The 24,998-nt window shown below is 68.3% G+C and carries 29 protein-coding genes; 15 read left to right on the top strand and 14 right to left on the bottom strand.

The window, feature by feature from the left end; all coding sequences use genetic code 11:
* The first annotated feature begins 73 nt into the window (after nucleotides 1-73).
* From rpsT to BLU08_RS08475, 4 genes are all read left to right on the top strand, one after another.
* Entirely contained in the window at nucleotides 74-334 is a 261-nt protein-coding gene (gene rpsT, locus BLU08_RS08460; protein WP_090198163.1) for a 30S ribosomal protein S20, read from the top strand.
* Between the two features lie 538 nt (nucleotides 335-872).
* Nucleotides 873-2,276: a chromosomal replication initiator protein DnaA gene (gene dnaA / locus BLU08_RS08465; RefSeq protein ID WP_369816771.1), complete on the top strand. Its 1,404-nt coding sequence runs from the start codon at nucleotides 873-875 to the stop codon at nucleotides 2,274-2,276.
* Nucleotides 2,277-2,452: 176 nt separating this feature from the next.
* Nucleotides 2,453-3,235, top strand: a complete 783-nt coding sequence (locus BLU08_RS08470; RefSeq protein WP_090198170.1) for a HesA/MoeB/ThiF family protein — start codon at nucleotides 2,453-2,455, stop codon at nucleotides 3,233-3,235.
* 319 nt (nucleotides 3,236-3,554) lie between these two features.
* Entirely contained in the window at nucleotides 3,555-3,944 is a 390-nt protein-coding gene (locus tag BLU08_RS08475; protein WP_090198173.1) for a YidH family protein, read from the top strand.
* Here the strand turns inward: BLU08_RS08475 and BLU08_RS08480 are convergent, their stop codons facing one another.
* A complete protein-coding gene (locus BLU08_RS08480) occupies nucleotides 3,945-4,646 on the bottom strand; it encodes an NAD-dependent deacylase (RefSeq protein ID WP_090198176.1) in 702 nt (233 codons plus the stop codon).
* 49 nt (nucleotides 4,647-4,695) lie between these two features.
* On the opposite strand from BLU08_RS08480, the gene dapB reads away from it, so the two are divergent.
* The 5 genes from dapB to BLU08_RS08505 all read left to right on the top strand — a co-directional run bounded on the left by dapB (nucleotide 4,696) and on the right by BLU08_RS08505 (nucleotide 7,997).
* Nucleotides 4,696-5,436 carry a 4-hydroxy-tetrahydrodipicolinate reductase gene (gene dapB / locus BLU08_RS08485; protein ID WP_090198178.1) on the top strand — a complete coding sequence of 247 codons (741 nt, stop codon included), beginning with the start codon at nucleotides 4,696-4,698 and terminating at the stop codon, nucleotides 5,434-5,436.
* 116 nt (nucleotides 5,437-5,552) lie between these two features.
* Nucleotides 5,553-6,281: a potassium channel family protein gene (locus tag BLU08_RS08490; RefSeq protein WP_090198181.1), complete on the top strand. Its 729-nt coding sequence runs from the start codon at nucleotides 5,553-5,555 to the stop codon at nucleotides 6,279-6,281.
* Nucleotides 6,278-6,949, top strand: coding sequence for an endonuclease III (gene nth / locus BLU08_RS08495; RefSeq protein WP_090198186.1), 672 nt, complete (start codon nucleotides 6,278-6,280; stop codon nucleotides 6,947-6,949). Before BLU08_RS08490 ends, nth begins: the two co-directional genes overlap by 4 nt.
* Before the next feature lie 38 nt (nucleotides 6,950-6,987).
* Nucleotides 6,988-7,416 carry a hypothetical protein gene (locus BLU08_RS08500; RefSeq protein WP_090198191.1) on the top strand — a complete coding sequence of 143 codons (429 nt, stop codon included), beginning with the start codon at nucleotides 6,988-6,990 and terminating at the stop codon, nucleotides 7,414-7,416.
* Nucleotides 7,417-7,505: 89 nt separating this feature from the next.
* Nucleotides 7,506-7,997 (top strand): hypothetical protein, encoded by a 492-nt coding sequence (locus tag BLU08_RS08505; protein ID WP_090198198.1) that lies wholly within the window; start codon nucleotides 7,506-7,508, stop codon nucleotides 7,995-7,997.
* Here BLU08_RS08505 and BLU08_RS08510 read toward each other — a convergent pair.
* Together BLU08_RS08510 and dapE are read right to left on the bottom strand one after the other, a co-directional pair.
* On the bottom strand, nucleotides 7,978-9,234 hold the full coding sequence (locus BLU08_RS08510; RefSeq protein ID WP_090198201.1) for a dicarboxylate/amino acid:cation symporter: 1,257 nt from the start codon (nucleotides 9,232-9,234) through the stop codon (nucleotides 7,978-7,980). The two genes, BLU08_RS08505 and BLU08_RS08510, sit on opposite strands and share 20 nt — an antisense overlap.
* Nucleotides 9,235-9,242: 8 nt before the next feature.
* Entirely contained in the window at nucleotides 9,243-10,397 is a 1,155-nt protein-coding gene (dapE, locus tag BLU08_RS08515; protein WP_090198206.1) for a succinyl-diaminopimelate desuccinylase, read from the bottom strand.
* A gap of 29 nt (nucleotides 10,398-10,426) precedes the next feature.
* Between dapE and BLU08_RS08520 the strand changes: the two genes are divergently transcribed.
* Nucleotides 10,427-10,894, top strand: a complete 468-nt coding sequence (locus BLU08_RS08520; protein WP_090198209.1) for a cupin domain-containing protein — start codon at nucleotides 10,427-10,429, stop codon at nucleotides 10,892-10,894.
* Here the strand turns inward: BLU08_RS08520 and BLU08_RS08525 are convergent.
* Nucleotides 10,891-11,823: a S1/P1 nuclease gene (locus BLU08_RS08525; RefSeq protein WP_090198212.1), complete on the bottom strand. Its 933-nt coding sequence runs from the start codon at nucleotides 11,821-11,823 to the stop codon at nucleotides 10,891-10,893. The genes BLU08_RS08520 and BLU08_RS08525 overlap by 4 nt on opposite strands.
* On the bottom strand, nucleotides 11,790-12,452 hold the full coding sequence (locus tag BLU08_RS08530; RefSeq protein WP_090198214.1) for a glutathione S-transferase family protein: 663 nt from the start codon (nucleotides 12,450-12,452) through the stop codon (nucleotides 11,790-11,792). The genes BLU08_RS08525 and BLU08_RS08530 overlap by 34 nt, the downstream gene beginning before the upstream one ends.
* A gap of 137 nt (nucleotides 12,453-12,589) precedes the next feature.
* Between BLU08_RS08530 and BLU08_RS08535 the strand changes: the two genes are divergently transcribed.
* Complete coding sequence (locus tag BLU08_RS08535; protein ID WP_090198217.1) at nucleotides 12,590-13,009, top strand: VOC family protein; 420 nt, start codon at nucleotides 12,590-12,592, stop codon at nucleotides 13,007-13,009.
* A gap of 30 nt (nucleotides 13,010-13,039) precedes the next feature.
* Here the strand turns inward: BLU08_RS08535 and yihA are convergent, their stop codons facing one another.
* The 6 genes from yihA to BLU08_RS08565 form a co-directional block, all read right to left on the bottom strand.
* Nucleotides 13,040-13,711 carry a ribosome biogenesis GTP-binding protein YihA/YsxC gene (gene yihA / locus BLU08_RS08540; protein WP_090198220.1) on the bottom strand — a complete coding sequence of 224 codons (672 nt, stop codon included), beginning with the start codon at nucleotides 13,709-13,711 and terminating at the stop codon, nucleotides 13,040-13,042.
* Nucleotides 13,708-15,522 carry a membrane protein insertase YidC gene (gene yidC, locus BLU08_RS08545; RefSeq protein ID WP_090198223.1) on the bottom strand — a complete coding sequence of 605 codons (1,815 nt, stop codon included), beginning with the start codon at nucleotides 15,520-15,522 and terminating at the stop codon, nucleotides 13,708-13,710. The genes yihA and yidC overlap by 4 nt, the downstream gene beginning before the upstream one ends.
* Nucleotides 15,523-15,596: 74 nt before the next feature.
* Nucleotides 15,597-15,806, bottom strand: coding sequence for a membrane protein insertion efficiency factor YidD (gene yidD, locus BLU08_RS08550; protein ID WP_090198227.1), 210 nt, complete (start codon nucleotides 15,804-15,806; stop codon nucleotides 15,597-15,599).
* 70 nt (nucleotides 15,807-15,876) lie between these two features.
* A complete protein-coding gene (gene rnpA / locus BLU08_RS08555; RefSeq protein WP_090198229.1) occupies nucleotides 15,877-16,272 on the bottom strand; it encodes a ribonuclease P protein component in 396 nt (131 codons plus the stop codon).
* 117 nt (nucleotides 16,273-16,389) lie between these two features.
* Nucleotides 16,390-16,524 carry a 50S ribosomal protein L34 gene (gene rpmH, locus BLU08_RS08560; protein ID WP_034905346.1) on the bottom strand — a complete coding sequence of 45 codons (135 nt, stop codon included), beginning with the start codon at nucleotides 16,522-16,524 and terminating at the stop codon, nucleotides 16,390-16,392.
* A gap of 151 nt (nucleotides 16,525-16,675) precedes the next feature.
* On the bottom strand, nucleotides 16,676-17,713 hold the full coding sequence (locus BLU08_RS08565) for a hypothetical protein (protein ID WP_090198231.1): 1,038 nt from the start codon (nucleotides 17,711-17,713) through the stop codon (nucleotides 16,676-16,678).
* A 383-nt stretch (nucleotides 17,714-18,096) separates the two neighbouring features.
* Between BLU08_RS08565 and BLU08_RS08570 the strand changes: the two genes are divergently transcribed.
* The 3 genes from BLU08_RS08570 to BLU08_RS08580 all read left to right on the top strand — a co-directional run bounded on the left by BLU08_RS08570 (nucleotide 18,097) and on the right by BLU08_RS08580 (nucleotide 21,265).
* On the top strand, nucleotides 18,097-19,593 hold the full coding sequence (locus tag BLU08_RS08570) for a YifB family Mg chelatase-like AAA ATPase (protein ID WP_090201178.1): 1,497 nt from the start codon (nucleotides 18,097-18,099) through the stop codon (nucleotides 19,591-19,593).
* Between the two features lie 45 nt (nucleotides 19,594-19,638).
* Entirely contained in the window at nucleotides 19,639-20,319 is a 681-nt protein-coding gene (locus tag BLU08_RS08575) for a cyclic nucleotide-binding domain-containing protein (protein ID WP_255361274.1), read from the top strand.
* A gap of 100 nt (nucleotides 20,320-20,419) precedes the next feature.
* Nucleotides 20,420-21,265: a hypothetical protein gene (locus tag BLU08_RS08580; protein ID WP_090198235.1), complete on the top strand. Its 846-nt coding sequence runs from the start codon at nucleotides 20,420-20,422 to the stop codon at nucleotides 21,263-21,265.
* Between the two features lie 3 nt (nucleotides 21,266-21,268).
* On the opposite strand, the gene recQ is transcribed toward BLU08_RS08580, so the two are convergent.
* Both recQ and BLU08_RS08590 read right to left on the bottom strand, forming a co-directional pair.
* Complete coding sequence (recQ, locus tag BLU08_RS08585; protein ID WP_090198237.1) at nucleotides 21,269-23,050, bottom strand: DNA helicase RecQ; 1,782 nt, start codon at nucleotides 23,048-23,050, stop codon at nucleotides 21,269-21,271.
* A 37-nt stretch (nucleotides 23,051-23,087) separates the two neighbouring features.
* Nucleotides 23,088-23,642 (bottom strand): helix-turn-helix domain-containing protein, encoded by a 555-nt coding sequence (locus BLU08_RS08590; protein WP_090198240.1) that lies wholly within the window; start codon nucleotides 23,640-23,642, stop codon nucleotides 23,088-23,090.
* 211 nt (nucleotides 23,643-23,853) lie between these two features.
* Between BLU08_RS08590 and BLU08_RS08595 the strand changes: the two genes are divergently transcribed.
* Entirely contained in the window at nucleotides 23,854-24,189 is a 336-nt protein-coding gene (locus BLU08_RS08595; protein WP_090201180.1) for a hypothetical protein, read from the top strand.
* Between the two features lie 109 nt (nucleotides 24,190-24,298).
* Here the strand turns inward: BLU08_RS08595 and BLU08_RS08600 are convergent, their stop codons facing one another.
* Complete coding sequence (locus BLU08_RS08600; protein WP_090198242.1) at nucleotides 24,299-24,910, bottom strand: HAD family phosphatase; 612 nt, start codon at nucleotides 24,908-24,910, stop codon at nucleotides 24,299-24,301.
* Nucleotides 24,911-24,998: the final 88 nt, after the last annotated feature.

Below are 24,998 nucleotides of genomic sequence, written 5' to 3' on the forward strand. Positions count from 1 at the left end.
CCTTTCGACCAACCCGAGACACCTCCGGCCGCGATTCCTGCGGTCACAACGAACGCGAGACAGACAAAAAGCCATGGCCAACACGCCGCAAGCCCGTAAGCGCATCCGTCGCAACAACCGCCGCGCGGAAATCAACACCGCCCGCATGAGCCGTATCCGCAGCTTCATCAAGAAGGTCGAAACGGCAATCGAATCCGGCGACAAGGACGCGGCGGCCACTGCCCTCAAGGCGGCCCAGCCCGAAATGCAGCGCGGCGTCGCCCGCGGGGTGATCCACAAGAACACCGTCGCGCGCAAGATGTCGCGCCTGTCGAAGCGCGTCGCCGCGCTCTGACACCGCCCTGCCCGGAGCCCCGTGCGGGCGAATCAGCGGGCGGCCATAAGTGATTCTACCGGGTTTCGGACCGCCTCGGTCCGGCCAATTCGAAAGGGGCTGCGCCGTCTGGCCGCAGCCCCTTTTTATTACGACAAATATGACAACGGATCGCGCCCGAAATGTTAGGAAACCTGCCGATTCGCGCGGCACGGTTAGGGCTTCGCAAAGCAAAACAGGCACTTGAACGAGGGCCTGCGGGATAGCGCCGAGTCAACAGGATTATTTCATTTTTTTTAAACGCGGCTGCTTGCCTTGAGGGCCGAACGGTTCTTTATTCCTGTCTCACCCGGGGCGGGACAGTCCGGGTTCTTGAAAGCTGATCGACAGGACGTTTTCCGCGGGACCGCGATTCCCGGGGGTGGGCGGCTTTTGCCTGTCGCAAAAGAGATGCACCGCCCGGGACGCTCGCGCCCCGGGGCGAGGACGGAATGGGGAAGTGATGGTACATAAAATAGACAAGGCGCGGGCAGCGCGTCGCTCCACCGATGATGATCTCATGGAGGACGCCGAAGCCGTCAACCTCGCGGCCGACTGGGCCGATATCAGCCAGGGCCTGCGAAAGGATCTCGGCCATCAGCTTCACAGCCAGTGGATCAGGCCGATCCAGCTCGGCCGGATCGACAAGGAGACCGGCACGCTCGATCTCTACCTGCCGACCGAATTCGCCGCAAACTGGGTCAACGACCGCTTCCGCGAGCGGCTCCAGCTCGCCTGGAAGATCGCGCGCAGCGAGGTCCGCCAGGTCCGCGTGCAGGTCCACCCGGGCCGTCGCCAGCTGCCCGAACTCAATCTCGACGCCCCGCGCCGGCCGGCCAATGACGGGGCGAGCGCGATCGCGGTCGCCGCGGGCACGATCGGCGATGCCGGCTTCACCGGCTCGGTCGGGCTCGACCCCTCGCTGACCTTCGCCGCCTTCGTCACCGGCGATGCCAACGTGCTCGCCTGCAACGCCGCGCAGCGCATGGCGGCGAACGAGAAGCCGCAGTTCTCGCCGCTCTACCTCAAGGCCGCGACCGGGCAGGGCAAGACGCACCTGCTCCACGCGATCGGGCACGCCTATCTCCAGGCGCACCCGCGCGCGCGGATCTTCTACTGTTCGGCCGAGCGCTTCATGGTCGAATTCGTCCAGGCGCTCAAAGCCAAGCAGATGATCGAGTTCAAGGCGCGCCTCAGGAGCTTCGACCTGCTGCTGGTGGACGACATCCAGTTCATCATCGGCAAGGCGTCGGCGCAGGAGGAACTGCTCTACACGATCGACGCGCTGCTCGCCGAAGGCAAGCGGCTGGTCTTCGCCGCCGACCGTGCCCCGCAGGCGCTCGACGGGGTGGAGCCGCGCCTGCTTTCCCGCCTGTCGATGGGCCTCGTCGCCGATATCCAGGCGGCCGATATCGAGCTGCGCAAGAAGATCCTCGAATCCAAGCTTTCGCGCTTCGCCCCGCTTTCGGTCCCCGAGGACGTGATCGACTTCCTCGCCCGCACGATCACGCGCAACGTGCGCGAACTGGTCGGCGGCCTCAACAAGCTGATCGCCTATGCCCAGCTGACCGGGCAGGAAGTGTCGCTGCAACTCGCCGAGGAGCAGCTGACCGACATCCTCAGCGCCAATCGCCGACGGATCACGATCGACGAGATCCAGCGCACCGTGTGCCAGTTCTACCGCATCGACCGGGCCGAGATGAGCTCCAAGCGCCGCGCGCGTGCCGTCGTCAGGCCGCGGCAGGTGGCGATGTACCTGTCGAAGGTGCTGACCCCCCGCAGCTATCCCGAGATCGGGCGCAAGTTCGGCGGGCGCGACCATTCGACCGTGATCCACGCGGTTCGCCTGATCGAGGACCTGCGCCAGCGCGATGCCGACATGGACGGCGACGTGCGCAGCCTGCTGCGCCAGCTCGAAAGTTGAGGCACGCCTAGGTTCCGCCGCCTGTGGACAGCCTTGTCCACAGGCGGCGGCGAGCGTCTGTCCCCAAGCTGTCCACAGCTCGTCCCCGGCTTGCGGGCAGGCCTGTCGACCGGCCGCGCGCGCGCTTTTGCACAGGCCTGTCGACAGGCGCTCCACAGGATGCCAACAGCCTGTCCATGAGCCTTTCCACACCCCTTTCCCCAGGCCGCCTCGACCGCTTCGCCCGCCACATCGTCCTCCCCGAGATCGGCGGCGCGGGGCAGGTCGCGCTGTCGCGGCGCCATGTCGTCGTCATGGGCCTCGGCGGAATCGGCTCGCCCGCGCTGCAATATCTCGCTGGCGCCGGCATCGGGCGCTTCACCCTCGTCGATGATGACACGGTCGACGCCTCGAACCTCCAGCGCCAGACGATCTTCACCACCCGCGATGTCGGCCACGGCAAGGCGACGAGCGCGCGGCGCTGGCTCGCCAATTTCGACGACTCGCTCGCCGTCGAGATCACCGATGCGCGGGTGACGGCCCGGAACGCCGCCGGGATCGTCGCCGGGGCCGACCTCGTGCTCGACGGGACCGACAATTTCGCGACCCGCCTCGCCGTTTCCGATGCCTGCGTCGCGGCGCGGGTCCCGCTGCTTTCCGCCGCCGTCGGCCGGTTCCAGGGCCAGGTCGGCGCCTTTGCCGGGCACCTGCCGGACCAGCCGTGCTACCGCTGCTTCGTCGGCGACGCCTTCGATGCCGAGGATTGCGACACCTGCGCCGAGGACGGGATGCTTGGCGCGATGGCCGGCTGGACCGGAAGCTTCGCGGCGATGCAGGCGGTGCGCGTGCTGCTGGACGGGGTGAGCGCGTTCGGGCGGCCGCAATGGGGCCGGCTCCATCTGCTCGACGGGATGACGCCTGCGATGCGGACGCTGACCATCGCCAGGGATCCCGCCTGCCGGGCCTGCGCCACGCCCTGACGCGAACGCGTCTCGCCCCGTCGCAGCGCAGCGGCGGCGCGGAACCGGCAAGTCCTCCTTTCGTTGGAAGTTCAAGACGAAAGGATTATTTCATGACACTTCTCAATCTCTTCATTCTTTCCGCTGGTGCCATCTTCGGCTTTTCGCAGTGGCAGAAAATGAAAAGGAAAACGCCGAGCAATCCCCGCCCGCATCCCGAAGACAAGTTCAAGGGCGGGGGCGAACCGACCAGGGCGCGCCCGTAAGCGCCGACCCGCAAATCGAGGAAGGCCGGCCCCGCAGCCGGCCTTTTTCGTGGGCATCGACCAGGTGAAGCGCGATGGGTGATTCGAAGGACCGCGACGACCTCGCCGAGGATCGCACGGACTGGGCCGAAGACCGCACGCTCATGGCGAACGAGCGGACCTTCGCCGGCTGGATGCGGACCGGCCTCGCCGCGGTCGGGGTTGGCCTCGGCTTCAACGCGCTGTTCGCCAAGCTCGAACCGGCCTGGACGGGGAAGGTCATCGCGACCTGCTTCATCCTCACCGGCATTTTCGTGTTCGTCGCGGCCGAACGCAACGCGGACAGGGTCACGGACCGGATGGAATCGCACAAGGCCTCGCCCATCCGCAGCTTCAAGCTCAGGATCATCGCGTCCGCCCTCGTAATCGCGAGCCTCGCGCTCGCTGCGGCGCTGTGGGCGATCGATCTGTCCGGGCCGGAATGATCAGCCGGCCAGCACCTCGTCCACCCATCCCGGCACGAGGACGCTCGCCGGACCGTGGCGCGATTCGGTGAAGTAGCGGCTGCCCTCGCTCGGCTCGAGATTGAGTTCGAGCGTGCGCGCGCCGTTCATCAGCGCCTCCTGGACGAACCCCGCCGCCGGATAGACCGCCCCGCTCGTGCCGATGCTGACGAACAGGTCGCAATTGCCGAGCGCCGCGTAGATCCGCTCCATCCGGTAGGGCATTTCGCCGAACCAGACCACGTCGGGCCGCAGCGTCGGCGCCTGACAGACCGGGCAGGCCGGTCGGTCCGAGAGCGGCGCGTCCCAGGGGGAGCGCATTTCGCACGAGGTGCACAGCGCGCTCGACAATTCGCCGTGCATATGCAGCACGTCGCGCGACCCGCCGCGTTCGTGGAGGTTGTCGACGTTCTGGGTCACCAGCAGCAGTTCGCCCGGAAACTCCGCCTCGAGCCGGGCGAGCGCACGGTGCGCGGCGTTGGGCTCGACCGCTTTCAGCGCCTCGCGCCGCTGGTCGTAGAAGCCGAGCACGAGATCGGGATCGCGTGCGAAGCCTTCGGGCGTCGCGACATCCTCGATCCGGTGGCGTTCCCACAAGCCGCCGGCATCGCGGAAGGTGTCGATCCCGCTTTCGGCGGAAACGCCTGCGCCTGTGAGGATGACGATACGCTCGAACTTTGCCATGAACGCCTTTGACCACAGGTGGCGTAGGCCCGCAACGAAGGAGGGGGCAATGAGCGAGGGAGCGCGGCGCTTTGCCGTGATCGGACACAAGGGACGCATGGGCCGGGCGCTGGCCGACGCGATCGAGCAGGCGGGGCACGAATTTCGCGTCGGGGTCGACCGGGGCGGCGATCCCGAACCCCTGTTCGGCCAGTGCGAGGTGGCAGTCGATTTTTCCGCGCCGGACGGGCTCAAGGCCAGTCTTGCCGCGGCCAGGGCGGCAGGCATCCCGATCCTGATCGGCACGACCGGGCTCGGGGAGGAGCACTTCGCGATGATCGCCGAAGCGGCGAAGGCGATTCCCGTGCTCCAGACCGGCAACACCTCGCTCGGGATCACGCTGCTCGCCCATCTCGTGCGCGAGGCGGCGGCCCGGCTCGGGCCGGAATGGGACATCGAGGTGCTCGAAATGCACCACCGGATGAAGGTCGATTCGCCCTCGGGCACGGCCAAGCTGCTGGGGGAGGCGGCGGCCGAGGCGCGCGGGATCGCCCTCACCGACAACATGGAGAGCGGACGCCACGGCTTCACCGGCGAGCGTCGAAGGGGCGCGATCGGCTTCGCCACCCTGCGCGGCGGGACGGTCGCAGGCGAACACAGCGTGATCTTCGCCGGCGAGGAGGAGCGCATCACCCTCGCCCACAGCGCCGAGGACCGCGCGATCTTCGCCCGCGGCGCGGTGAAGGGTGCGCTCTGGCTGATCGGACGCGAGCCGGGGCGTTACCGGATGGAGGACGTGCTCGGCCTGTGAACCCGCCAGCAAGGCCCCCGGCGACACCGCCCAGCTCCCCGCCCGACCGCAAGCCGGCGGTCCTGCGCGCGCGTACCTATCATCAACTGTTCGCCTCGGCCCGGGCCGACGGGCGGATGACGGGCGCGGACCGGGTGATCATCATCGCCATCCTCGCCTCGGTCGTGGTCGCGATCATCGGCACCGAAACCGCCTTCGCGAGCGAAAACCGCAGCGCGATCCTGTGGGCCGAGTTCGGCTTCGGCATCTTCTTCCTTGCCGAATACGCCGCGCGGCTGTGGTCGGTCGCCGAACGCCCCGGCCCCGGGAGCGACTGGGCCAAGCGATTCGTCTGGATCCGCTCCTTCTTCGCGCTGGTCGACCTTTTCGTAGTGGTCGTCACGATCGTCCCCTTCCTCCTTCCCGGCGCGCCGATCCTGCGCCTCCTGCGGCTCTTCCGGCTCGCCGCGCTGCTCAAGTTCGGGCGCTTCTCGATGGCGCTCAGGGCGCTCGGATCGGCGGTGATCGAGCGTCGTTACGACCTTTTCGTGACGGGCGCGCTCGGCCTCGTCCTGCTGCTGGGCGGGGCGACCGCGCTCTACTGGGCCGAAGGCAAGGTCCAGCCCGAGGCGTTCGGATCGATCCCGCGCGCGATGTGGTGGTCGGTTATCACGCTCACGACCGTGGGCTATGGCGACGTCTCACCCATGACCCCGCTCGGCAAGGTGCTCGCGGCGGTGGTGGCGGTGGGCGGGATCGGGCTTGTCGCGATGCCCACCGGGATCATCGCGGCGGCCTTTTCCGATGCCATGCAGAACTATCGCGACAGGCTGGCGCCGTCCGACGACGAGGGCACGATGCCGTGACGCGGGACCAGATCTTCGAATTCTTCCGCCGCCTTGCCGAGGACAATCCCGAACCGCGCACCGAGCTCGAATACGGCAATGCCTTCCAGCTCCTCGTCGCTGTCGCGCTGTCGGCGCAGGCGACCGATGTCGGGGTCAACAAGGCGACCCGCGCGCTGTTCGCGCAGGTCGAGACCCCGCAGCAGATGCTCGACCTCGGACTCGAGGGGCTTGTCGCGCACATCAGGACGATCGGCCTGTTCAATTCAAAGGCGAAGAACGTCATCGCCCTTTCCCGCATTCTCGTCGAGGAGCATGGCGGCGAGGTCCCGGCGAGCCGCGAGGAACTGGTCAGGCTGCCCGGTGTCGGGCGCAAGACCGCCAATGTCGTGCTCAATTGCTGGTTCGGCGAGGAAACCTTCGCGGTCGACACCCACATCTTCCGCGTCGGCAACCGCACCGGCCTTGCCAAGGGCAAGACGCCGGACCAGGTCGAGGCGAAGCTCGAAAAGCGCGTGCCGCAGCCGTTTCGCCTGCACGCCCATCACTGGCTGATCCTGCACGGGCGCTATGTCTGCAAGGCGAGGACGCCCGAATGCTGGCGCTGCCCGGTGGTCGACCTGTGCAGCTACCGCAAGAAGGTGCTAAAGGACCCGAAACAGGGGGAAAGGAAAAAGGTGCGCGCCTGACCGGGCGCGCATGGGACAGCGCACCGGAGGAGAGAACGATGCCGAGACCCCTGGCCTTTTCCGCTCTGCCGCTCTTCGCGCTGGCAGCCGCCTGCGCGCCCGTGGACGAGGGCGAACGCTCCGACGATCCGGCCGCCTACGACCCGCCCGTGCGCGTGGTGGGAGAGGCGCAGAACTGCATTCCGCTGGCGCAGATCCGCCAGACGCCGGTGCGGAGCGACGACGTGATCGATTTCGAGATGCGCGGCGGGCGCGTCTACCGCAACGTCCTCGCCAATTCTTGCCCGCAGCTGGGCCTGTGGGAAGCCTTCACCTACGACACCGAGATCAGCCAGCTGTGCAGCGCGGAGATCATCTACGTGCTCCAGCAGATCGGCGGCGGGGTCCAGCGCGGCGCGGGCTGCGGGCTCGGCCGCTTTGTTCCGGTTGAATATGTCGAGGAGGACGAGGAGGGCGAGGACGAATAGGCGCGCGTCGCGGAGGCCCGGGTTCAGCCGCGGTTCACCGCTGCCGGGCGAGATTTCCGGCTATAAATCAGATGGAAAGAGAGGGCGAGATGACGTTCCGCAAGGCCGCGACCACAGGCGGAGCGCTCGCCATCGCGCTCCTCCCCCTCGGCTGTGTCAGCGCGCCGGCGGGCGATCGCGCGATCGAGAGCAAGGTTTCCAATGCCCGCATCTGGCCGAGGGCGGCGACGGTCTTCGTCCGCGCCGAGGGCGAGCCGCGCCGCTGCCTCCAGACCGCCAATACCTTCTTCGTCGTCAATGACGAGAACAGCGTCGTCTTCATGAACGACGGCCGGTTCTTCATCAACCGCCTGCAATTGCCCTGCGAGGGCGTGCTCATCAACGGCTTCACCCAGTCCGCCGGGTTCGGGCGCAGCCAGATCTGTTCCGGGATGAGCGTGACCCTGCAGGACGAATTCGGCGGCAACCCGAACGCACTGTGCCACCTGGGCAGCTTCGAACCGCTGGAGCTCGCCGATACGGGGGCGGACGGGGAGAAGATCGTGCTCAACGAGGGCGAGACTATACGTCGTCCGCGCTGATCATTTCCGCCCGGTCGAGTTCGCCGGTCAGGCTGGCCACGGTCGTTGCCACCGCCGCATCGCCCGAAACGTTCGTGGTGGTCCGCATCATGTCCATGATCCGGTCGACGCCCGCGACCAGCGCGATCGTTTCGAGCGGCACGCCGACCGCGCCGAACACCAGCACCATCATGATGAGGCCCGCCCCCGGAATCCCCGCCGCCCCGATCGCGCCCAGCGTGCCGAGCACCGAGATGGTGAAATAGTCCGCCCATGACAGGTCCACGCCGAACGCCTGCGCCCCGAACAGGGTCGCAAGGCCGAGATACATCGCGGTCCCGTTCATGTTGATCGTCGCGCCCAGCGCGATCACGAAGCTCGCCACCGAATTGGAAACACCGAGGTTCCGCTCGGCGCAGCGCAGCGTGACGGGCAGCGTCGCGTTGGAGCTCGCGGTCGAATAGCTCACCGCGATCGCGTCGGCGATGCCGCGGAAGAAGTCGATCACCGGCAGGCGGGCGATGAACCTGATCATGCCGGCGTAGACGATCCCGATGATGAGCAGGCAGCCGACATAGTTGAGCGCGACGAGGATGCCGAGCGCCTGCAGCGCGTCGAGCCCGAGCGTGCCCGCGACCCAGGCCATCAGCGCGAAGACGCCGAAGGGGGTCAGTTCCATCACGATCATCGTCACCTTCTGCATGACGGCGTTGCCGCTATCGAAGATCCTGAGGACCGGCTCGCCCTCCTCCTTCGCCATCAGGATGCCGATCCCGATGAGGAGCGCGAAGACGATCAGCGGCAGGACATTGACGTCCGCCATGACCTGCACCGGGCTCGACGGGATGACCTCGAGGATCATCTCCTCGAAGCCCTGCGCGTTTTCGCGACGGTTCTGCGCGTTTTCGAGCGTGGCCTCGTCGAAAGCCATGCTCCGCCCGTCGATCCCCGATCCGGGGGCGAGCAGGGTGCCGATGGCAAGGCCCAGCCAGACCGCGATCTGCCCCGTCACCACGAACAGCACCAGCGCGCGCCAGCCGACGCTGCCGAGCTTCCTCAGGTCCCCGATGGAGGCGACGCCCGCGACCAAGCTGAAGAAGATCAGCGGCACAACCAGCATCTTGATGAAGGCGATAAAGATGTCGCCGACGATCTTGATGCTTTCCGCGCCCGGCCCCCACAGGAAGCCGACCACGATGCCGAGCACCAGCGCGCCGATCACGCGCTGCCACAGCGGAATTGCGAACCATGTTTTCATGCGAAGCCTCAGGCCCCCTGCTTCATGCCGAGCGCGAGCGCGCCTTCGGCCACGCGCGCGTAGATGCGGGCTAGCGCATCGAGGTCTTCCACGGCCACCGCCTCGTCGCGCTTGTGCATCGTCGCGTTGCAGAGGCCGAATTCGATCACGGGGCACACCGCGCGCAGGAACCGGGCGTCCGAGGTCCCGCCGGTGGTCGACAGTTCGGGCCTGAGGCCGGTCTCGGCCTCGATCGCCTGGGCGACCAGCCGGGAAAACGGCCCCGGTTCGGTGAGAAAGGGTTCGCCCGAGATGATCGGCAGGGCCGTGCCGCCGTGCTTTTCGGCGATGGCGACGACGCGTTCGGACAGGCTCGCGCCCGAATGGAGATCGTTGAACCGGATCGAGATGCGCGCCCTGGCGGCGGCGGGAATCACGTTGTGCGCGCGGTTGCCGACCTCGATGTCGGTGATTTCAAGATTGGTGGGCTGGAACCAGTCCGTCCCCGTGTCGAGCACCAGCGCGTCGAGTTCGGCCAGCATCGCGACGAGTTTCGGGATCGGGTTGTCGGCCAGATGCGGATAGGCGACGTGGCCCTGCACGCCTTCGACCGCCAGCCAGATGTTGACCGAGCCGCGCCGTCCGATCTTCATCATGTCGCCGAGCCGGTTGACGCTGGTGGGCTCCCCGACGAGGCACAGGTCCGGACGGATGCCTTGCGCGTCCATGTAGTCGATCAGCGCCCGCGTCCCGTGGAGCGCGGGGCCTTCCTCGTCCCCGGTGACGAGGAAGCTGATCGTCCCCGCTTCGCGCGGGACCGCGGCGGCGGCGCTGACCATCGCGGCGATCGCGCTCTTCATGTCGACCGCGCCGCGCCCGTGCAGCAGGTCGCCATGCACCGTCGGCTCGAAGGGATCGCTCGCCCAGCCCTCTCCCGGCGGGACCACGTCGAGATGGCCCGCAAAGGCGAAATGGGCGCACGGCTCGGGTCCCCGCCGGATCGCGAAGAGGTTTTCGACCGGCGCCTCGTCGCTGCCCTCCGCGCCCTCGCCGCGGGTGAACCGGTGCACCGCGAAACCGAGCGGGGCGAGCATTGCTTCGAGCTCGTCGAACACCGCGCCGGTCGCAGGAGTGATGCTGGGGGCGGCAATCAGCCGCTTGGCAAGGTCAAGGGTCTCGCTCATCCTCCCCCCGCTAGCAGGAGAATGCGCCGATGCCCAAGCTCGATCTCGATGCCATCGAACAGACCAATGCGACCGGCTATCCCGCGCCCTTCGCTGCCGCCGTGCGCGGACGCTGGTGGCGGCGACTCGCGCCGGTTGCCGGCCTCACCAACATGGGCGCAAGCCATGTCGTGCTCGAGCCGGGGGCGTGGTCATCCCAGCGCCACTGGCACAAGGGGCTCGACGAACTGGTCGTCGTGCTCGCGGGCGAAGCGGTGCTGGTCGAGGATGGCGGCGAAACGCCCGTGCGCGCGGGCGACGTGCTGGCCTGGCCCGCGGGCGAGCCGAACGGGCACCACCTGCAGAACCGCTCCGACCAGCCTTTCGTCTATGCCGCGATCAGCGCGGGCGACGCGGCATCGGACGAAGGCGTGTATTCCGACATCGACATGACCTTTTCGCCGGAAGGCTATTTCCGCAAGGACGGGACCCGCTACGATACCGAACGCCTCGCCTAGCGGCGTTCCGGGGGCGGCAGCGGGCCGGGCGCGAAGGCGCTTTCGAGAAGCTGCGCGATGCGGATGCCAGCCTGCTGCACGCGCCGTTTCGCGATCGGCACGCCGCGGGCGATGTCCTCCTGGCTGAGCTTCGTCTCCATCGGCAGCTCGCTCCCGCAGACGTCCTCGGTGTCGAAGGCGGTCGGGTAAACGAAATCGCGGCTGATCCGCCAGCTTTCACGCCCCCAGTCGGCGGGCGTGCCGCCGCCGAGGTCGGCGCGTTCGGCGGGGGAATAGCGGCGAACCACCGGATCGGCAGGGTCGCTGATCGCCCGCTCGGCCAGCGGACCGTCCCAGATGGAGTGGAGGTTGAGCCCCGGCTTGATGCCGTAGGCGGCCTCGCGGTCGTTCCCGCCGCGGTCGCCCTTGTCGCCGGAATGGAGCGGCATGTGCACGTCGCCCGCGAAATGGACCATGAAGGCGAGCGCCTCCAGCCGGATATTGTCGGGCAGGCTTTCGTCGGCGAGCACCCGGTGCGCGCGCTCGATCTGGCCGGTGACGCAGGACCCGCCGGGACAGTTGGCGCGCGGGTCATAGGCCTCGCAGATCGGCGCGGTGCGATAGTGCCACGCCGCGGTGTAGCCCCAGCGCGCGAAATCGCGCCTTATGCAGTCGGGCCACACGCTCGCGTCCTCGATCGTCGACAGCGCGCAGTCGGGCGTGCCGACCAGCCGTTCGGAGCGCATCAGCCGGCGGATCTTGGCGCGCGTCGCGGGCGAGACGTTCGCCTCGGCGATCTCGGCGGTCTTGCGGTGCGCATAGAAGCCCCAGGCGCGCGCCTCGCCCGGCGCGACCAGCCCCGTTAGAAACGCCAGGAGCACCAGCACGGCCAGCGCACCCGGCAGTGCCGCCGCGCTCAGCCGACGGTTTCGTATTGCTCGATCACCCATTCCTCGTTCTCCGCCGCATCTATCCAGCTTTTCATCCAGTCATGTTCCCAGATCGCCTCCATGTATCCCTGCGCGAAACCGGGAACGGGCACCCCGTAGGTGATGAAGCGCGAAACCACCGGGGCATAGATGATGTCCGCCGCGCCGAAGGTCCCGAACAGGAACGGCCCGCCCTTGCCGTGGCGCGCGCGCGCCTCCGCCCACAGGCCGAGGATGCGGACGATATCGTGCCGGGTTTCCTCGCTCACCCCGTCGAGCTGGACGCGGCGGCGGATGTTCATCGGCAGTTCGCGCCGCAGGGCGGCATAGGAGGAGTGCATCTCCGCCACCATCGAACGGGCCATGCCGCGCGCCGCGTCGTCCTTGGGCCAGAACCGGTCGCGCCCGACCTTGTCGGCGAGATAGTCCATGATCGCGAGGCTGTCCCACACCACCGCATCGCCGTCCCACAGGATCGGCACCTTTCCGCGCGAGGGCTGGACCTCGCCCATGTCGGCCTTGGCGCGGTCCCAGTCCTCGCCCATGATCGGCACGGTGATCTCTTCGAAGGGCAGGCCCGACTGCTTCGCCGCGAGCCAGCCGCGCAGCGACCAGCTCGAATAGTTCTTGTTGCCGATGATGAGCTTCATGGCTCTCCTGCTCCACCTTGCAAGCGGCGCCGCGTCGCGTAGGCCGCGCGGCGGTGAATGACGCAGGTAGGCATGGAGGCTTTGGCTGTCGAGCCGGAACGGGCTAGACGGACCGCGCCAACCGGAGATTCGCCGCCATGCCGCTCGCCCCATTCCACCTCGCCTTCCCGGTCGACGACCTCGACGCCGCGCGGCGCTTCTACGGCGGGGTGATGGGCTGCGCCGAGGGGCGGTCCTCTGAAGAATGGATCGATTTCGACTTCCACGGCCACCAGATCGTCGCCCACCTCGCGCCGGGCGGGGCGGGCGACCGGGCGAGCAACCATGTCGACGGCCACGGCGTGCCGGTCCCGCATTTCGGGCTGGTGCTGGAAATGGCCGAGTGGGAAGCGCTCGCCGAACGCCTGCGCGCCGCGGGCTGCGAATTCGTGATCGAGCCGACCGTGCGCTTCAGGGGGCAGCCGGGCGAACAGGCGACGATGTTCCTGCGCGATCCCGCCGGCAATGCGCTCGAGTTCAAGGCCTTCGCGGACCCGGCGCAGCTGTTCGCACGGTAAGGGGTTCGATCGGGACCATCCGCGCCGCGCTCAGGCCGAGAACCATTCCTCGCCCAGCGCATCGGCGACCACCGCCGCACGCAGGGCGGCGATCCCCATGCCCTTTTCCGCGCTGGTGAGATGGAGTTCGGGATAGGCTGCGGGGTGCCGGCGCGCTTCCTCCGCGACCTTGTTCGCGACGCGCTCCAGCTCGCTCGCCTTCACCTTGTCGGCCTTGGTCAGCACGATGCGGTATCCCACCGCCGCCTCGTCGAGCATCCGCATCATCTCGCGGTCGACGTCCTTGAGGCCGTGGCGGCTGTCGACCAGCACGAGATTGCGCGCCAGCACCTGCCGCCCGCGCAGATAGCTCTTCACCAAGTTCTTCCAGCGCTCGACCACCTTCACCGGCGCCTTGGCAAAACCATAGCCGGGCATGTCGACCAGCCGGAACAGGGTCGGCTCGCCCACCTCGAAGAAATTGAGCTCCTGCGTGCGCCCCGGCGTGACCGACGCACGGGCGATCGCCCTGCGCCCGGTCAGCGCGTTGAGGAGCGAGGACTTGCCGACATTGCTGCGCCCGCAGAAGGCGATCTCGGGCACGGTGGGGTCGGGCAGGAACTTCAATTGCGGGGCGGAAAGGAGGAATTCGACCCGCCCCGAAAAGAGGCGCGAGGCGACGTCTTCCCGGACCTGTCGCTCGCGCTCCTCCGGCTCGGTCACGCCTTGCCCTTCTTCTTCGCGTCGCCGTCCGCGCCCGCGCTCTTCTTCGCCATCTCCGCCCTGTCCTTTTCCGCCTGCGCGCGCAGCTGGGGATGCCTGGAATAGAGATAGCTCTGCTGGGCCAGCGTAAGGATGTTCGAGGTCACCCAGTAGATCAGGAGGCCCGCGGCGAAGGGCGCCATCACGAACATCAGGATCCATGGCATGATGTTGAAGATCTGCTGCTGCATCGGGTCCATCGCGCTCGGGTTGAGCTTGAAGGTGAGCCACATCGTGATGCCGAGCAGGATCGCGAGCACGCCGATGCCGAGGAAGCCCGGCACCTCGTAGGGGAGCAGGCCGAACAGGTTGAGGATCGTCCACGGATCAGGCGCGGAAAGGTCGCGGATCCAGAAATCGATGAAGGATTCGTGCCGCATCTCGATCGCGAGGATCAGCACCTTGTAGAGCGCGAAGAAGATCGGGATCTGGATGAGAAGCGGCAGGCACCCGGCGAGCGGGTTCACCTTCTCGTCCTTGTAGAGCTTCATGATCTCCTGCTGCTGCTTCTGCTTGTCGTCCTTGTAGCGTTCCTGGATCGCCTTCATCTTGGGCTGGACGGCCTTCATCTGGGCCATGCTCGCGAACTGTTTCTGCGCGATCGGGAACAGCAGGCCGCGGATGATCACGGTCAGCAGGATGATGGCGACGCCGAAATTGCCGGTGAGCGCATTGAGGTTCCGCAGCAGCCAGAGCAGCGGCTTCTCGATGATCTGGAACCAGCCCCAGGAGATCGCGAGGCCGAAATTCTCGATCCCGAGGCCTTCCTCGTAGGCATCGAGCAGCTTGCTCTCCTTCGCGCCGACGAACAGGCGGGTCTCCTGCGCGAGCGTCTGGCCGGCCGGGACCGGCTGAGCGTCGTAGCGCAGCTCGGTGCTGAACAGGCCGTCGCCCAGCGAATAGAAGCCCGCACGATTGACCGCGCCTTCCCCGTCGCCGGGGATCAATGCGGACAGCCAGTAACGGTCGGTGAACCCGAGCCAGGCGGGCTGGCCGGGGGGCGTGTCGCGGCCGAGCTCGGCCAGTTCCTCGTAGTTATTGCCGTCGAACAGCGATCCCCCGAACACCCCGACCGGGCCGGAATGGACAAGGAATTCGTCGGCGGTCGCAGTCCGGCTGGTGCGCTTGAGCAGCGCGAAAGGCTGCACGATCGCGCCCGACGAGCCGCTGTTGGAAACGCTCTGGCGCGCCGTGAGCATGTAATTGTCGTCGATCGAAAGCTCGATCCGGTAGGTCAGCCCGTCCGCCTCATGGGTGAGCGTGACCGGGGTTTCGGGCGTCAGCTGCTCCCCGTTCGCCTGCCACAGCGTGTCGGCGGGAAGCTTGCCGTCGCCGGTGACGAAGCCGAGTTCGGCGAAATGCTGCACCTCGGTGCGATCGGGGGCGAAGAGGCGGACCGGGCCCGAATCCTTGTCCACGCTCTCGCGGTGGTCCTTGAGCACGATGTCGTCGATCCGCGCGCCGACGAGGTTGATCGAACCCGCCACGCGCGGCGCGTCGATCGCGACCCGCGTCCCGCTCTCGAGTGCGGAGGACAGGTCGACCGGCCCGCTCATCGCCGGGTCGCCGCGGCGCGCCGCGTCCGGTGCCGCGCTCGCCAGGTCGCCCGCCGCCGGGCCTTCGACCTTCGAGGCGACCGGGGCATCCGCCTCGGGCGAGACCGCCGCGCTGATCGAGGCTTCGGGATAGAAATAGCGCATGCCGTAATCCCAACCCACGATAAGCAGGAAGGAAAGCGCCGCGGCGATGACGAGATTGCGAGTGTCCAAGATAGTCGGTTTCCGAAGCTGGCGTCTTAGCGTGTGTTCTCGAAGTGCCGGGCGCGGAGCGGTCCCGGCGGGCTGCCTCAGGGGACCGGATCGTAGCCGTGGCCGCCCCAGGGGTGGCAGCGCATTAGCCGCTTAATCGCCATCCATCCACCCTTGAGCGCGCCATGTCGCGACAGCGCCTCGATCGCGTATTCGCTGCAGGAAGGGGCGTAGCGGCAGGTCGGCGGAAGGAGGCGCGAGGGACCGATCTGCCACGCCCGGGCGATGAGGATGAGCGCGTGTTTCATGGGTCGGGGCTCCGGGGGCTTCGCGCGCGAACCTAGACCGGGTGGCCGGCGCCGTCCATGCCGGCGCGCCTCACCGCCGGCCTGCGCGGCGCGGGCCGCGGCGCGGGCGGCGCCCCCGGCCCGGATCGCTCCGGCCCGATCGCGCCCGTTCCAGCGCCCCGACCAGTTCGGCGCGCATGACCTCGAAATCACGCTCCACCCCGCCGCTGCGCCCGATGAGGACGTGGTCGTGATCGGGCAGGCCGTGTTCGGGCAGCACCGCGCGGACGAGTTCGCGAAAGCGCCGTTTCATCCGGTTGCGAACGACCGCGTTGCCGATCTTCCTGGTGACGGTGATGCCGTAGCGCATCCCCTGCCCCCCATTGGGCCTGGTCAGGAGGACGAAGCCCGCCTTGGCGTTGCGGGCGCCCCGGTTGGCGGCAAGGAAATCGGCGCGGCGGGTGAGGACGGAAATCACGCGTGTCACCGTAAGACAAACGGGCTCCCGAAGGGAGCCCGCAAGGGCGACTGCCCGCCGCGGCTCATGCCGCGAAAGCCAGGCGAGCCGGATGGCCCGCGCCCGGCGCCCGAGGGCGCCAGAAAATTACGCCGAAAGCTTCTTGCGGCCGCGGCGGCGACGCAGGCGCAGGACCTTGCGGCCGCCGGGGGTCGCCTTGCGCGCGAAGAAGCCGTGGCGGCGCTTGCGCACGAGATTGCTGGGCTGGAAAGTCCGCTTCATGTCGTCCTCGATATCCTGGCGGACCCGGCGGGGTGGAACCCATTCCCGCACGAGCCCGGTAATGTGGGAGGTCGCTGCGAAAGAAACACGCAGAGCCTCGCGATTGAATGCAGGCGCGCGCAAATAGGCTCGCAGCCCGTGCGAGTCAAGCTCAGCTGTCGCGCAAGACGATCCGGGACCAGGCGATGGCGGGCGGCGATACCGGGGCAACGCGGATCACGTCGCCATAGGCAATGACCGGCAAGGCATCGAGCGGTTCTGCCAGCAATTCCACCGACGCATCGAGCAGGGGAGACAGCGCGCGGGCTCCGTCCTGCAGGGCCAGCACCGGCTGTTCGCGCAGCAGGCGGCGCGCCGGATTGCGCGGCGCGAGGTCCGGCGATGCGGGGTCGATCCATTGCCGCATTTCGTCCGAACGCAGCCACAGCGCGCTGTGGTGCGGGACCGAATTGGTCATGTCGTAAAAGGCGCGCGCGCGCCGGGCGCTCATCCCCATCTCCATGTAATAGTCGAGATACATGCGATGTTCGGGCGCGCCGGGGGCGAAATCGTGCGCCTCCCGGCCGTGCGTGTCGAGCCAGCTGTGCACGGCGAATCGCGCGCCCCGGTCGATCGAGCGGGTCTCTCCCGCGAGGAAGAGCTCGACCGCGCCCGATCGCACCGATCCGCCGGTGGGCACGTGGGTATGGAGCCCGGCTTCCCGGATACGGCGCCCGAGCGCCAGGTTGGCGATGTCGTTGCTGGTGCCCGGCGCTTCCACCAGCTCGATCACCTGCAGCCCGGGAAAGTCGCGCAGCATGGCGTCGAACTGGCCGGGCGTGCGCGCATCGGTCGCGCCGACGAGCGCGGCCCGGTTCCTTCCGCGCACCTCGAACGGGCCGTAACGCAGGACAGCAGGACCACGCCGTCCCGATACCTGGTGGCCCGCCGCTTTGTGGACGTCAGTCGAAAGATCGATCGGTCCGGCAAGGCGCGCGAAGGCCCCGCCCCGGATTTCGAGCCGCGTGCTCGACGCCGTCGGCCGGAAATTTTCGGACCCGTTGTCGGCCGGTGTCTGCGTGTCCTCGACCTTGACCCAGCGCCGCGCGGCCGGGTCCCATTCCTCGACCCAGCGGTGCACCGAGACGACGACCGGGCCGTGGTCTGCGCGCGCGCCCTGCGCTCGCGCTTCCCCCGCCGGCAGGACCATGGCCACAAGCGCCGCGAGCGCCAGGGCAAGGCCTTTCGACGCCCAGGAGACGACATCGAAGCTTCGGATATTTGCCTTAGTATCGGATACGCTTGTTCCGACTGGATTTACGAATGGCAACACGAAATCTGCCCCTCGAGATTATGGGCCCCCGAATTAGCATCATTCGATTATATTCTCTTAATAGAGACCGGCTTATTCGGTTCCGCAACTGGGCGCATGAACCGATCGTTCCGGAGAGTGCATATCGATTCTTGTTATTATTTTCCGAGATCGTGAATAGTCTGCCAACCAACTAACGCCAGCCAAACTAACTCGACAACCATCACCGAAGCCTGCACAATCATGATTAACGGGTGAATCCGATCGGGGAGGGGGTTTGCGTGGTCGCACTGGTTCGGACCGTCGCCTATCTCGGGCTTGAGGCGCGCGCGGTCGAAGTCCAATGCCAGGTCGCCTCGGGCCTGCCGCGATTCGCGATTGTCGGGCTGGCCGACAAGGCCGTGAGCGAGAGCCGCGAACGGGTGCAGGCGGCGCTGTCGGCCATGGGCCTGTCGCTCCCGCCGAAACGGATCACGATCAACCTCTCCCCCGCGGACCTGCCCAAGGACGGATCGCATTACGACCTCCCGATCGCGCTCGCCCTGCTGGCCGCGATGGGGGTGACCGATGCCGAGCAGCTGGGCGACTGGATCGCGGTGGGCGAACTCGCCCTCGACGGGCGGATCGTTGCTAGCCCCGGCGTCCTCGTCGCCGCGCTCCATGCGAGCGAGGCGGAAGCGGGTCTCATCTGTCCGGCCGAGCAAGGCCCCGAGGCGCGCTGGGCGAGCGGCATCCCGGTGCTGGCGCCCAGGGACCTCCCCAGCCTGCTCGCCCATCTCAAGGGCTCGCTGGTCCTCCCCGAACCCGAACGCGGCACCATCGTCGAGGCCCCGCCCGCGCCCGATCTCGCGCAGGTGAAGGGACAGGAAACCGCCAAGCGCGCGCTCGAGATCGCGGCCGCCGGGGGGCACAACCTGCTGATGGTCGGCCCGCCCGGATCCGGCAAGAGCCTGCTGGCGAGCTGCCTGCCCGGCATCCTGCCCGAACTCACCCCGGCCGAGGCGCTCGAGGTGTCGATGGTGCAGTCGGTCGCGGGCGCGCTCGAGGCCGGGAGGATCAGCCGCGCCCGCCCGTTCCGCGCGCCGCACCATTCGGCGAGCATGGCGGCGCTGACGGGCGGGGGGCTCAAGGTGCGCCCGGGCGAGGTCAGCCTTGCCCATCTTGGCGTGCTTTTCCTCGACGAACTGCCCGAATTCCAGCGCCCGGTGCTCGATTCGCTGCGCCAGCCGCTCGAGACAGGCCAGGTCGATGTCGCGCGCGCCAATGCCCATGTCACCTTCCCCGCGCGGGTGCAGCTGATCGCGGCGATGAACCCGTGCCGCTGCGGCCATGCGGGCGAGCAGGGGCACGCCTGCGCGCGGGGCCCGCGCTGCGCGAGCGAATACCAGGCGCGCCTTTCCGGCCCGCTGCTCGACCGGATCGACCTCCACGTGCACGTCGCCGCCGTCTCCGCGATGGACCTCGCCCTGCCCCCGCCCGCCGAAGGCAGCGCCGCGGTCGCCGCCCGGGTCGCCGCCGCGCGCGAGCTGCAGAAGGCGCGCGGCGTGCGCTCCAATGCCGAACTCGAAGGGGACAGGCTGGAACGCTTCGCCTCCCCGGACGAAGCTGGCCGGGCGCTGCTGGTGCAGGCGGCGGAAAAGCTGCGCCTGTCCGCGCGCGGCTACACCAGGATGCTGCGCGTCGCGCGCACCGTCGCCGATCTGGCGGGCAGCGAGGGCGTCGGGAGGGTGCACATCGCGGAGGCTTTGAGCTATCGCCAGTTCATCGGCACCAGATAGCACCGGACCCCTTTTATCGCCTTCGACCCCGCCTGGCTGATCCAGATCGCCGCCGCGCTGATGCTCTTCGCGTTCTTCATCCGCGACGAGCTGCCGCTGCGCTCGCTCATCATCGTCTCGACGGTGATCTACATCGCCTATTACTACTTCGCGCTAGACCCGCCGCTGTGGGACGCGATCGTCACCAGCGTGCTGATGATCCTCGCCAATTGCTACGTGCTCGCACAAGTGCTGCTCGAACGGACGACCTTCCGCCTGTCGCCCGACGCAAAGCGCCTGTTCGACGCCTTCGAAACGCTCACCCCGGGCCAGTTCCGGCGCATCCTCAAGCTCGCGCAGTGGCGCGTGGCAGAGGATCCCGACGGCACCGTCCTCACCCGCGAGGCGGAGCCTTCGGGTGCGCTGTTCTACGTGTTCGAGGGGATCATCTCGGTCCAGAAGGGCGAGCGCCTGTTCCGACTGCCGCAGGACAACTTCGTGGGCGAGATCGCTTTCGTGCTCAAGCGCAAGACCACCGCCACCACGGTCGCGCCGCCGGGGGTGCGTTATGTCGAATGGGATGCCGATGCCCTGCGGCGGCTGGGGCGGCGCCATCCCAATCTCGGCAATGCGCTCAACGCGCTGCTCACCCGCGATCTCGCGCGCAAGCTGACCGCGAGCTACCGCCCCGAAGACGCGCTGCCGCCGACGCGCGAAACGGTGGAACTGCTCGAAGCGGCGGAATGAGAAAGCGCCCCGGCCGCGCGGCGAGAAAGATCGGTCCTGCAAGGCCCGGCCATTGCTGCTAGCAAGCCGCACGCACGCACCCTCCCCGCACGAGCCGAGCTTGTCCGACGTCACCCTCCCCTCTGCCGATCGCTCCCGATCCTTTACCGCTGCCGGGGCCGCGGACGACGGCGCACTGCGCCGCCGGATCGCGGGGATCGCGGCGACGGTGCTGGCGGAACTGGTCGTCATCGCGCTGCTCCTCACGCTCGGGTGGAACGTCGTCGAGGGGGACGGCGATTCGCCCGCTCCCGTGACCTTCGAGGCGCGCAACCTGCCGGCGGAGACGCCTTCGGAAGAAGAGGAGCAGGCCCAGCCCGAAGCCGCCGAAAGCGAGGCCGAGCCGGTTCCCCGCCCGCCCGAACCGGAACGCGCGGAAGAGCCGCCGCTCGAACCGCCCGAGCTCGCCCTCCCGCCGGCGCTGGAGCTGCCCCTGCCCCGGCCCGTTGCCCCGCAGCCCGCACCCGCACCCGCCCCGCCCCCGGCCGAGCCGCGGCCGAAGCGTTCGCCCCCGAAGGCGGTGATCCGGTCCGACCGCGCCTATGGCCCGGTCGATTCCGGCCCGCCCGGGGCAGCGAACGACAGTGAACGGGTGGGCACCGCGCCCAATGGCGAGCCGATGTATGCCGCGCGCTGGTATCGCGAACCGACGCGGCAGGACCTCGCCGGCTATCTCTCGACCGCATCGGGGCCGGGGGCCGCGCTGATCGCGTGCCGGACGGTGCCCGATTTCCGGGTCGAGGACTGCGAGCTTCTGGCCGAAACCCCGCGCGGTTCGCAGATCGGGCGAGCGGTGCTGGCGGCCGCGTGGCAGTTTCGCGTGCGCCCGGCGATCATCGGCGGGCGTTCGCAGGTCGGGTCCTGGGTGCGTATCCGGATCGACTACCGCCAGGCCGTCGCGCGGTGAGGATCAGGCCCGGAAGGAATCGCGGATCACGGCGATGAAATCCGCGCCGTAGGTTTCGAGCTTCGTCGCCCCGACGCCCTGCAATTCGCCCAGTTCGCGCAGCGTTTCGGGCCGTTCGCGCGCCATGTCGCGCAGCACGCTGTCGTGGAAGATGACATAGGCCGGAACGCCGCGTTCGCTCGCCAGCGCCTTGCGCTTGGCCCGCAGCGCGTCGAACAGCGGGTCGCCGACCGGGTTCGCCGCCTGCGTGCGCGCCCTGCTCCGCTTCTTCGCGGGCGGCTCGGCGATGGTGACCGGGCGCTCGCCCTTCAGCACGGGGCGCGCCGCCGGGCCGAGGGCGAGGCCGCCGTGATCGGTCGTGGTCAGCATCCCGTGCGCGGTGAGGCTGCGCACCAGCGGGCGCAGCAGCGGCGCCTCCTCCTCGCCGACGATGCCGAACACCGACAGCCGATCATGCTCGCGGCTGGTCACGCGCTCGTCCGCGCGGCCGAGCAGCACCTTCTCGATATGGCCCATGCCGAAGCTCTGCCCGGTGCGATAGACCGCCGAGAGCAGCTTGCGGGCAAGCTCGGTCGCATCGACCAGCCTCGGCGGGTTTTCGCAATTGTCGCAATTGCCGCAGGATGCGGGCGGATCCTCGCCGAAATGGCGCAGCAGGATGGCGCGGCGGCAACCCGGCGTCTCGACGAGACCGGCAAGCGCGTCCAATCGCGCGCGTTCGCCGGGGAGGCGGTGCTCCTCGACCTCGGACAGGCGCTGGCGCGCGCGGGCGAAGTCATTCGGGCTCCAGAACAGGGCGGCTTCGGCCGGATCCCCGTCGCGCCCGGCGCGGCCCGTTTCCTGGTAATAGGCCTCGATCGACTTGGGCAGCCCGGCGTGGACGACGAACCGCACGTCGGGCTTGTCGATCCCCATGCCGAAGGCGATGGTCGCGACCATCACCATGTCCTCGGAGGCCACGAATTCGGCCTGCACCGCGCTGCGCCGTTCGGGGGGAAGGCCGGCGTGATAGAAACCGGTCGGCCGCCCGGTCCGCGCGATCTGCTCGGCCAGCCGCTCGGTCGCGGCGCGGCTGTTCGCATAGACGATCCCCGCCCCGCTCGTGCGCCTGACGAAATCGGCGACCTGTTGGCCCGCATTGGCGCGCGGGCCGATGGCATAGCGGATGTTCGGCCGGTCGAATCCGGCGACGACGAGCCCGTCGTCGGGAATGCCGAGCTGGCGCAGGACGTCGGCGCGCGTCACCTCGTCCGCGGTCGCGGTCAGCGCAAGGCGCGGGACATCGGCGAAACGGTCGAGCAGGGGGCGCAGCATCCGGTAGTCGGGCCGGAAATCGTGCCCCCATTCCGACACGCAATGCGCCTCGTCGATCGCGAAGAGCGACAGCTTCGCCTGCGCCAGCAGCGCCTCGAACCCAGGCGTGGTCGCCCGTTCCGGGGCGACGTAGAGAAGGTCCAGTTCGCCCGCTTTCAGCGCCGCGGCGGTGGCGGCATTGTCGGCATCGGCCGAGGTCATCGAGGCGGCGCGGATGCCGAGCGCGTCGGCCGCGCGAATCTGGTCGTGCATCAGCGCGATCAGCGGGGAGATGACGATCGCCGTCCCGTCGAGCGCGAGCGCGGGCAGTTGGTAGCACAGCGACTTGCCCGCGCCCGTCGGCATCAGCGCGAGCGTCGGCAGCCCCGCGAGCACGCGGGTGACCACCGCCTCCTGCTGTCCGCGAAAGCCGGAAAAGCCGAAGGTGCGGCGCAGGATGTAATGCACGTCCGCCGTGGCGACCCGGCTCATGTCTCACCTGCTGATGATTGGTGGTAAGGCGGGGCGATCACCCGGCGGCGGATTTCCGTCCTGCTTCGAGCTCGGCGACATCCCCGCGGCCCAGCCCGCCGCCCGGTTCGGCAACGCTCCCGTCGGCGCGCCTGCCGAGATCGGCCCGGCGGGTGAGCCAGAGATCCTCGTGGCCCAGGATCCGCCCGTCATGGGCGAGGATCGACACCGGCCCGATCGGCAGGCGGTCGCGTGCGTCGACCAGCACGGGGTCCTCCTTGACCGGTTCGGTACCGTATTTCTGCCCCCACTGGCGCAGCGCGATCATCGCGGGCAGGAGGTCGAAGCCCTTCTCGGTGAGCCGGTATTCGATCTTGCGCCGGTCGTCCTCGCACGGTTCGCGCTTGAGGATGCCGTGCTCGACCAGCTTGGCGAGGCGGTTCGAGAGGATGTTGCGGGCAATGCCGAGCTCGCTCAGGAATTCCTCGAAATGCTTGAGCCCGTTGAAGCTCGCCCGCAGGATCATGAAGGACCAGCGTTCGCCCATCACCTCGAGCGCCTGCGGCAGGCCGCATTCGATGAGATCGCGCAGCGGCTCCCTGATATCGCCCATGTCAGCTCCTTTCGAAAGCCTTGTCGTTGCGCCGCGCACTCTACGCGCAATCGGGCGCGAGGCAAAATGTAGCGGGGCAGGGGTGAGGGGAAAATTTAGGTTTCTGGTTGCAACTTGAAATCTGTCACTGTAACTGCTTGGCGCAATGAGTTTCGAATCGAAACCCGATACCGCAGGCCAAGCCAAAGCCCCGCCGCGAAAGGACACCGACATGACCCTCTCCCGCACGCATTGCCGCCCGATCCTGGTCGCCGCGCTCGCCTGCACCGCGGCGATCTTCGGCACTGCCGCCGTCCCTTACCCGGTCGAAGCGAGGGACGGCCCCTATCACATCGCCAGGCTCGCCCAGCCCGCGGCCGAAACGCGCGCGGTCGCGGGCGGCGTCGCCTGGGCGTGCAAGGGCGACATCTGCGTTGCGAACAAGGGCAATTCGCGGCCGATCAACGTCTGCCGCGATCTCAACCGCGAATTCGGCGAGATCACGGCCTTCGCCGCGCGCGGCAAGGAGCTCGAGGCGGACAAGCTGGCGAAGTGCAACGGCAACTGATCCGCCCCCTATCCCCCGTCGCCCGTGCGCCGCTCCGGCGCGGGCGACCCTCCGGCCCCCGGCGCGCGGCCTGTCCCCAACCGGCGCGCGATCCGGGGGCCGCTTCGTCTCAGAGCAGGCCCGCCTGCGCCAGCTGCCGTTCGAGCGCGGCGGCATCGCTGAACAGGTGGGCGTCCCAGCCGCGCGCCCGCGCCGCCTCGACATTGTCGGGATTGTCGTCGGTGAAGAACAGCGCTCCGCCGCTGCGCCCGCTGCGCCGCTCGACGATCTCGTAGATGCGCGCATCGGGCTTCGCGATCCGTTCGGTTCCGGAAACGATGATGTCCTCGAACAGGTCGAAGATCGGCTGTTCGGGCCGGAACCGGGCGAACAGTTCGTCGCCGAAATTGGTCAGGCAGAAAAGCGGCACGCCGCGATCCGCCAGCCGGCGCACGATGTCGTGGACGCCTTCGACCTCGCCCGGCACGGTTTCATTGAAGCGCGCGGCATAGGCCGCGATGAGCAGCGCTTGCTGCGGGAATTCGGCGATGCGCGCGCACAGCATCTCGGCCAGCGTCATGCCGCGGTCGTGCTGGAAATGCCATTCCTCGCTCACGACATTGGCGAGGAACCAGTCGAGCTCCGCCGGGTCCTCGATCAGCTTTTCGAACAGGGCGCGAAGCTGCCACTGGAACAGCACCCGGCCCACGTCGAACACGACGGCGCGATTATCGTCACTCATGACAGCCCCCAGACGGCGAACGGCCCGCGCTCCGTGGGGAGGCAGGCCGTTTGAACCCGTCCGGCCGCCGCGTCGCGCGGGGCCGGAT

Source organism: Erythrobacter sp. HL-111, from assembly GCF_900105095.1.
Lineage (GTDB): Bacteria > Pseudomonadota > Alphaproteobacteria > Sphingomonadales > Sphingomonadaceae > Erythrobacter.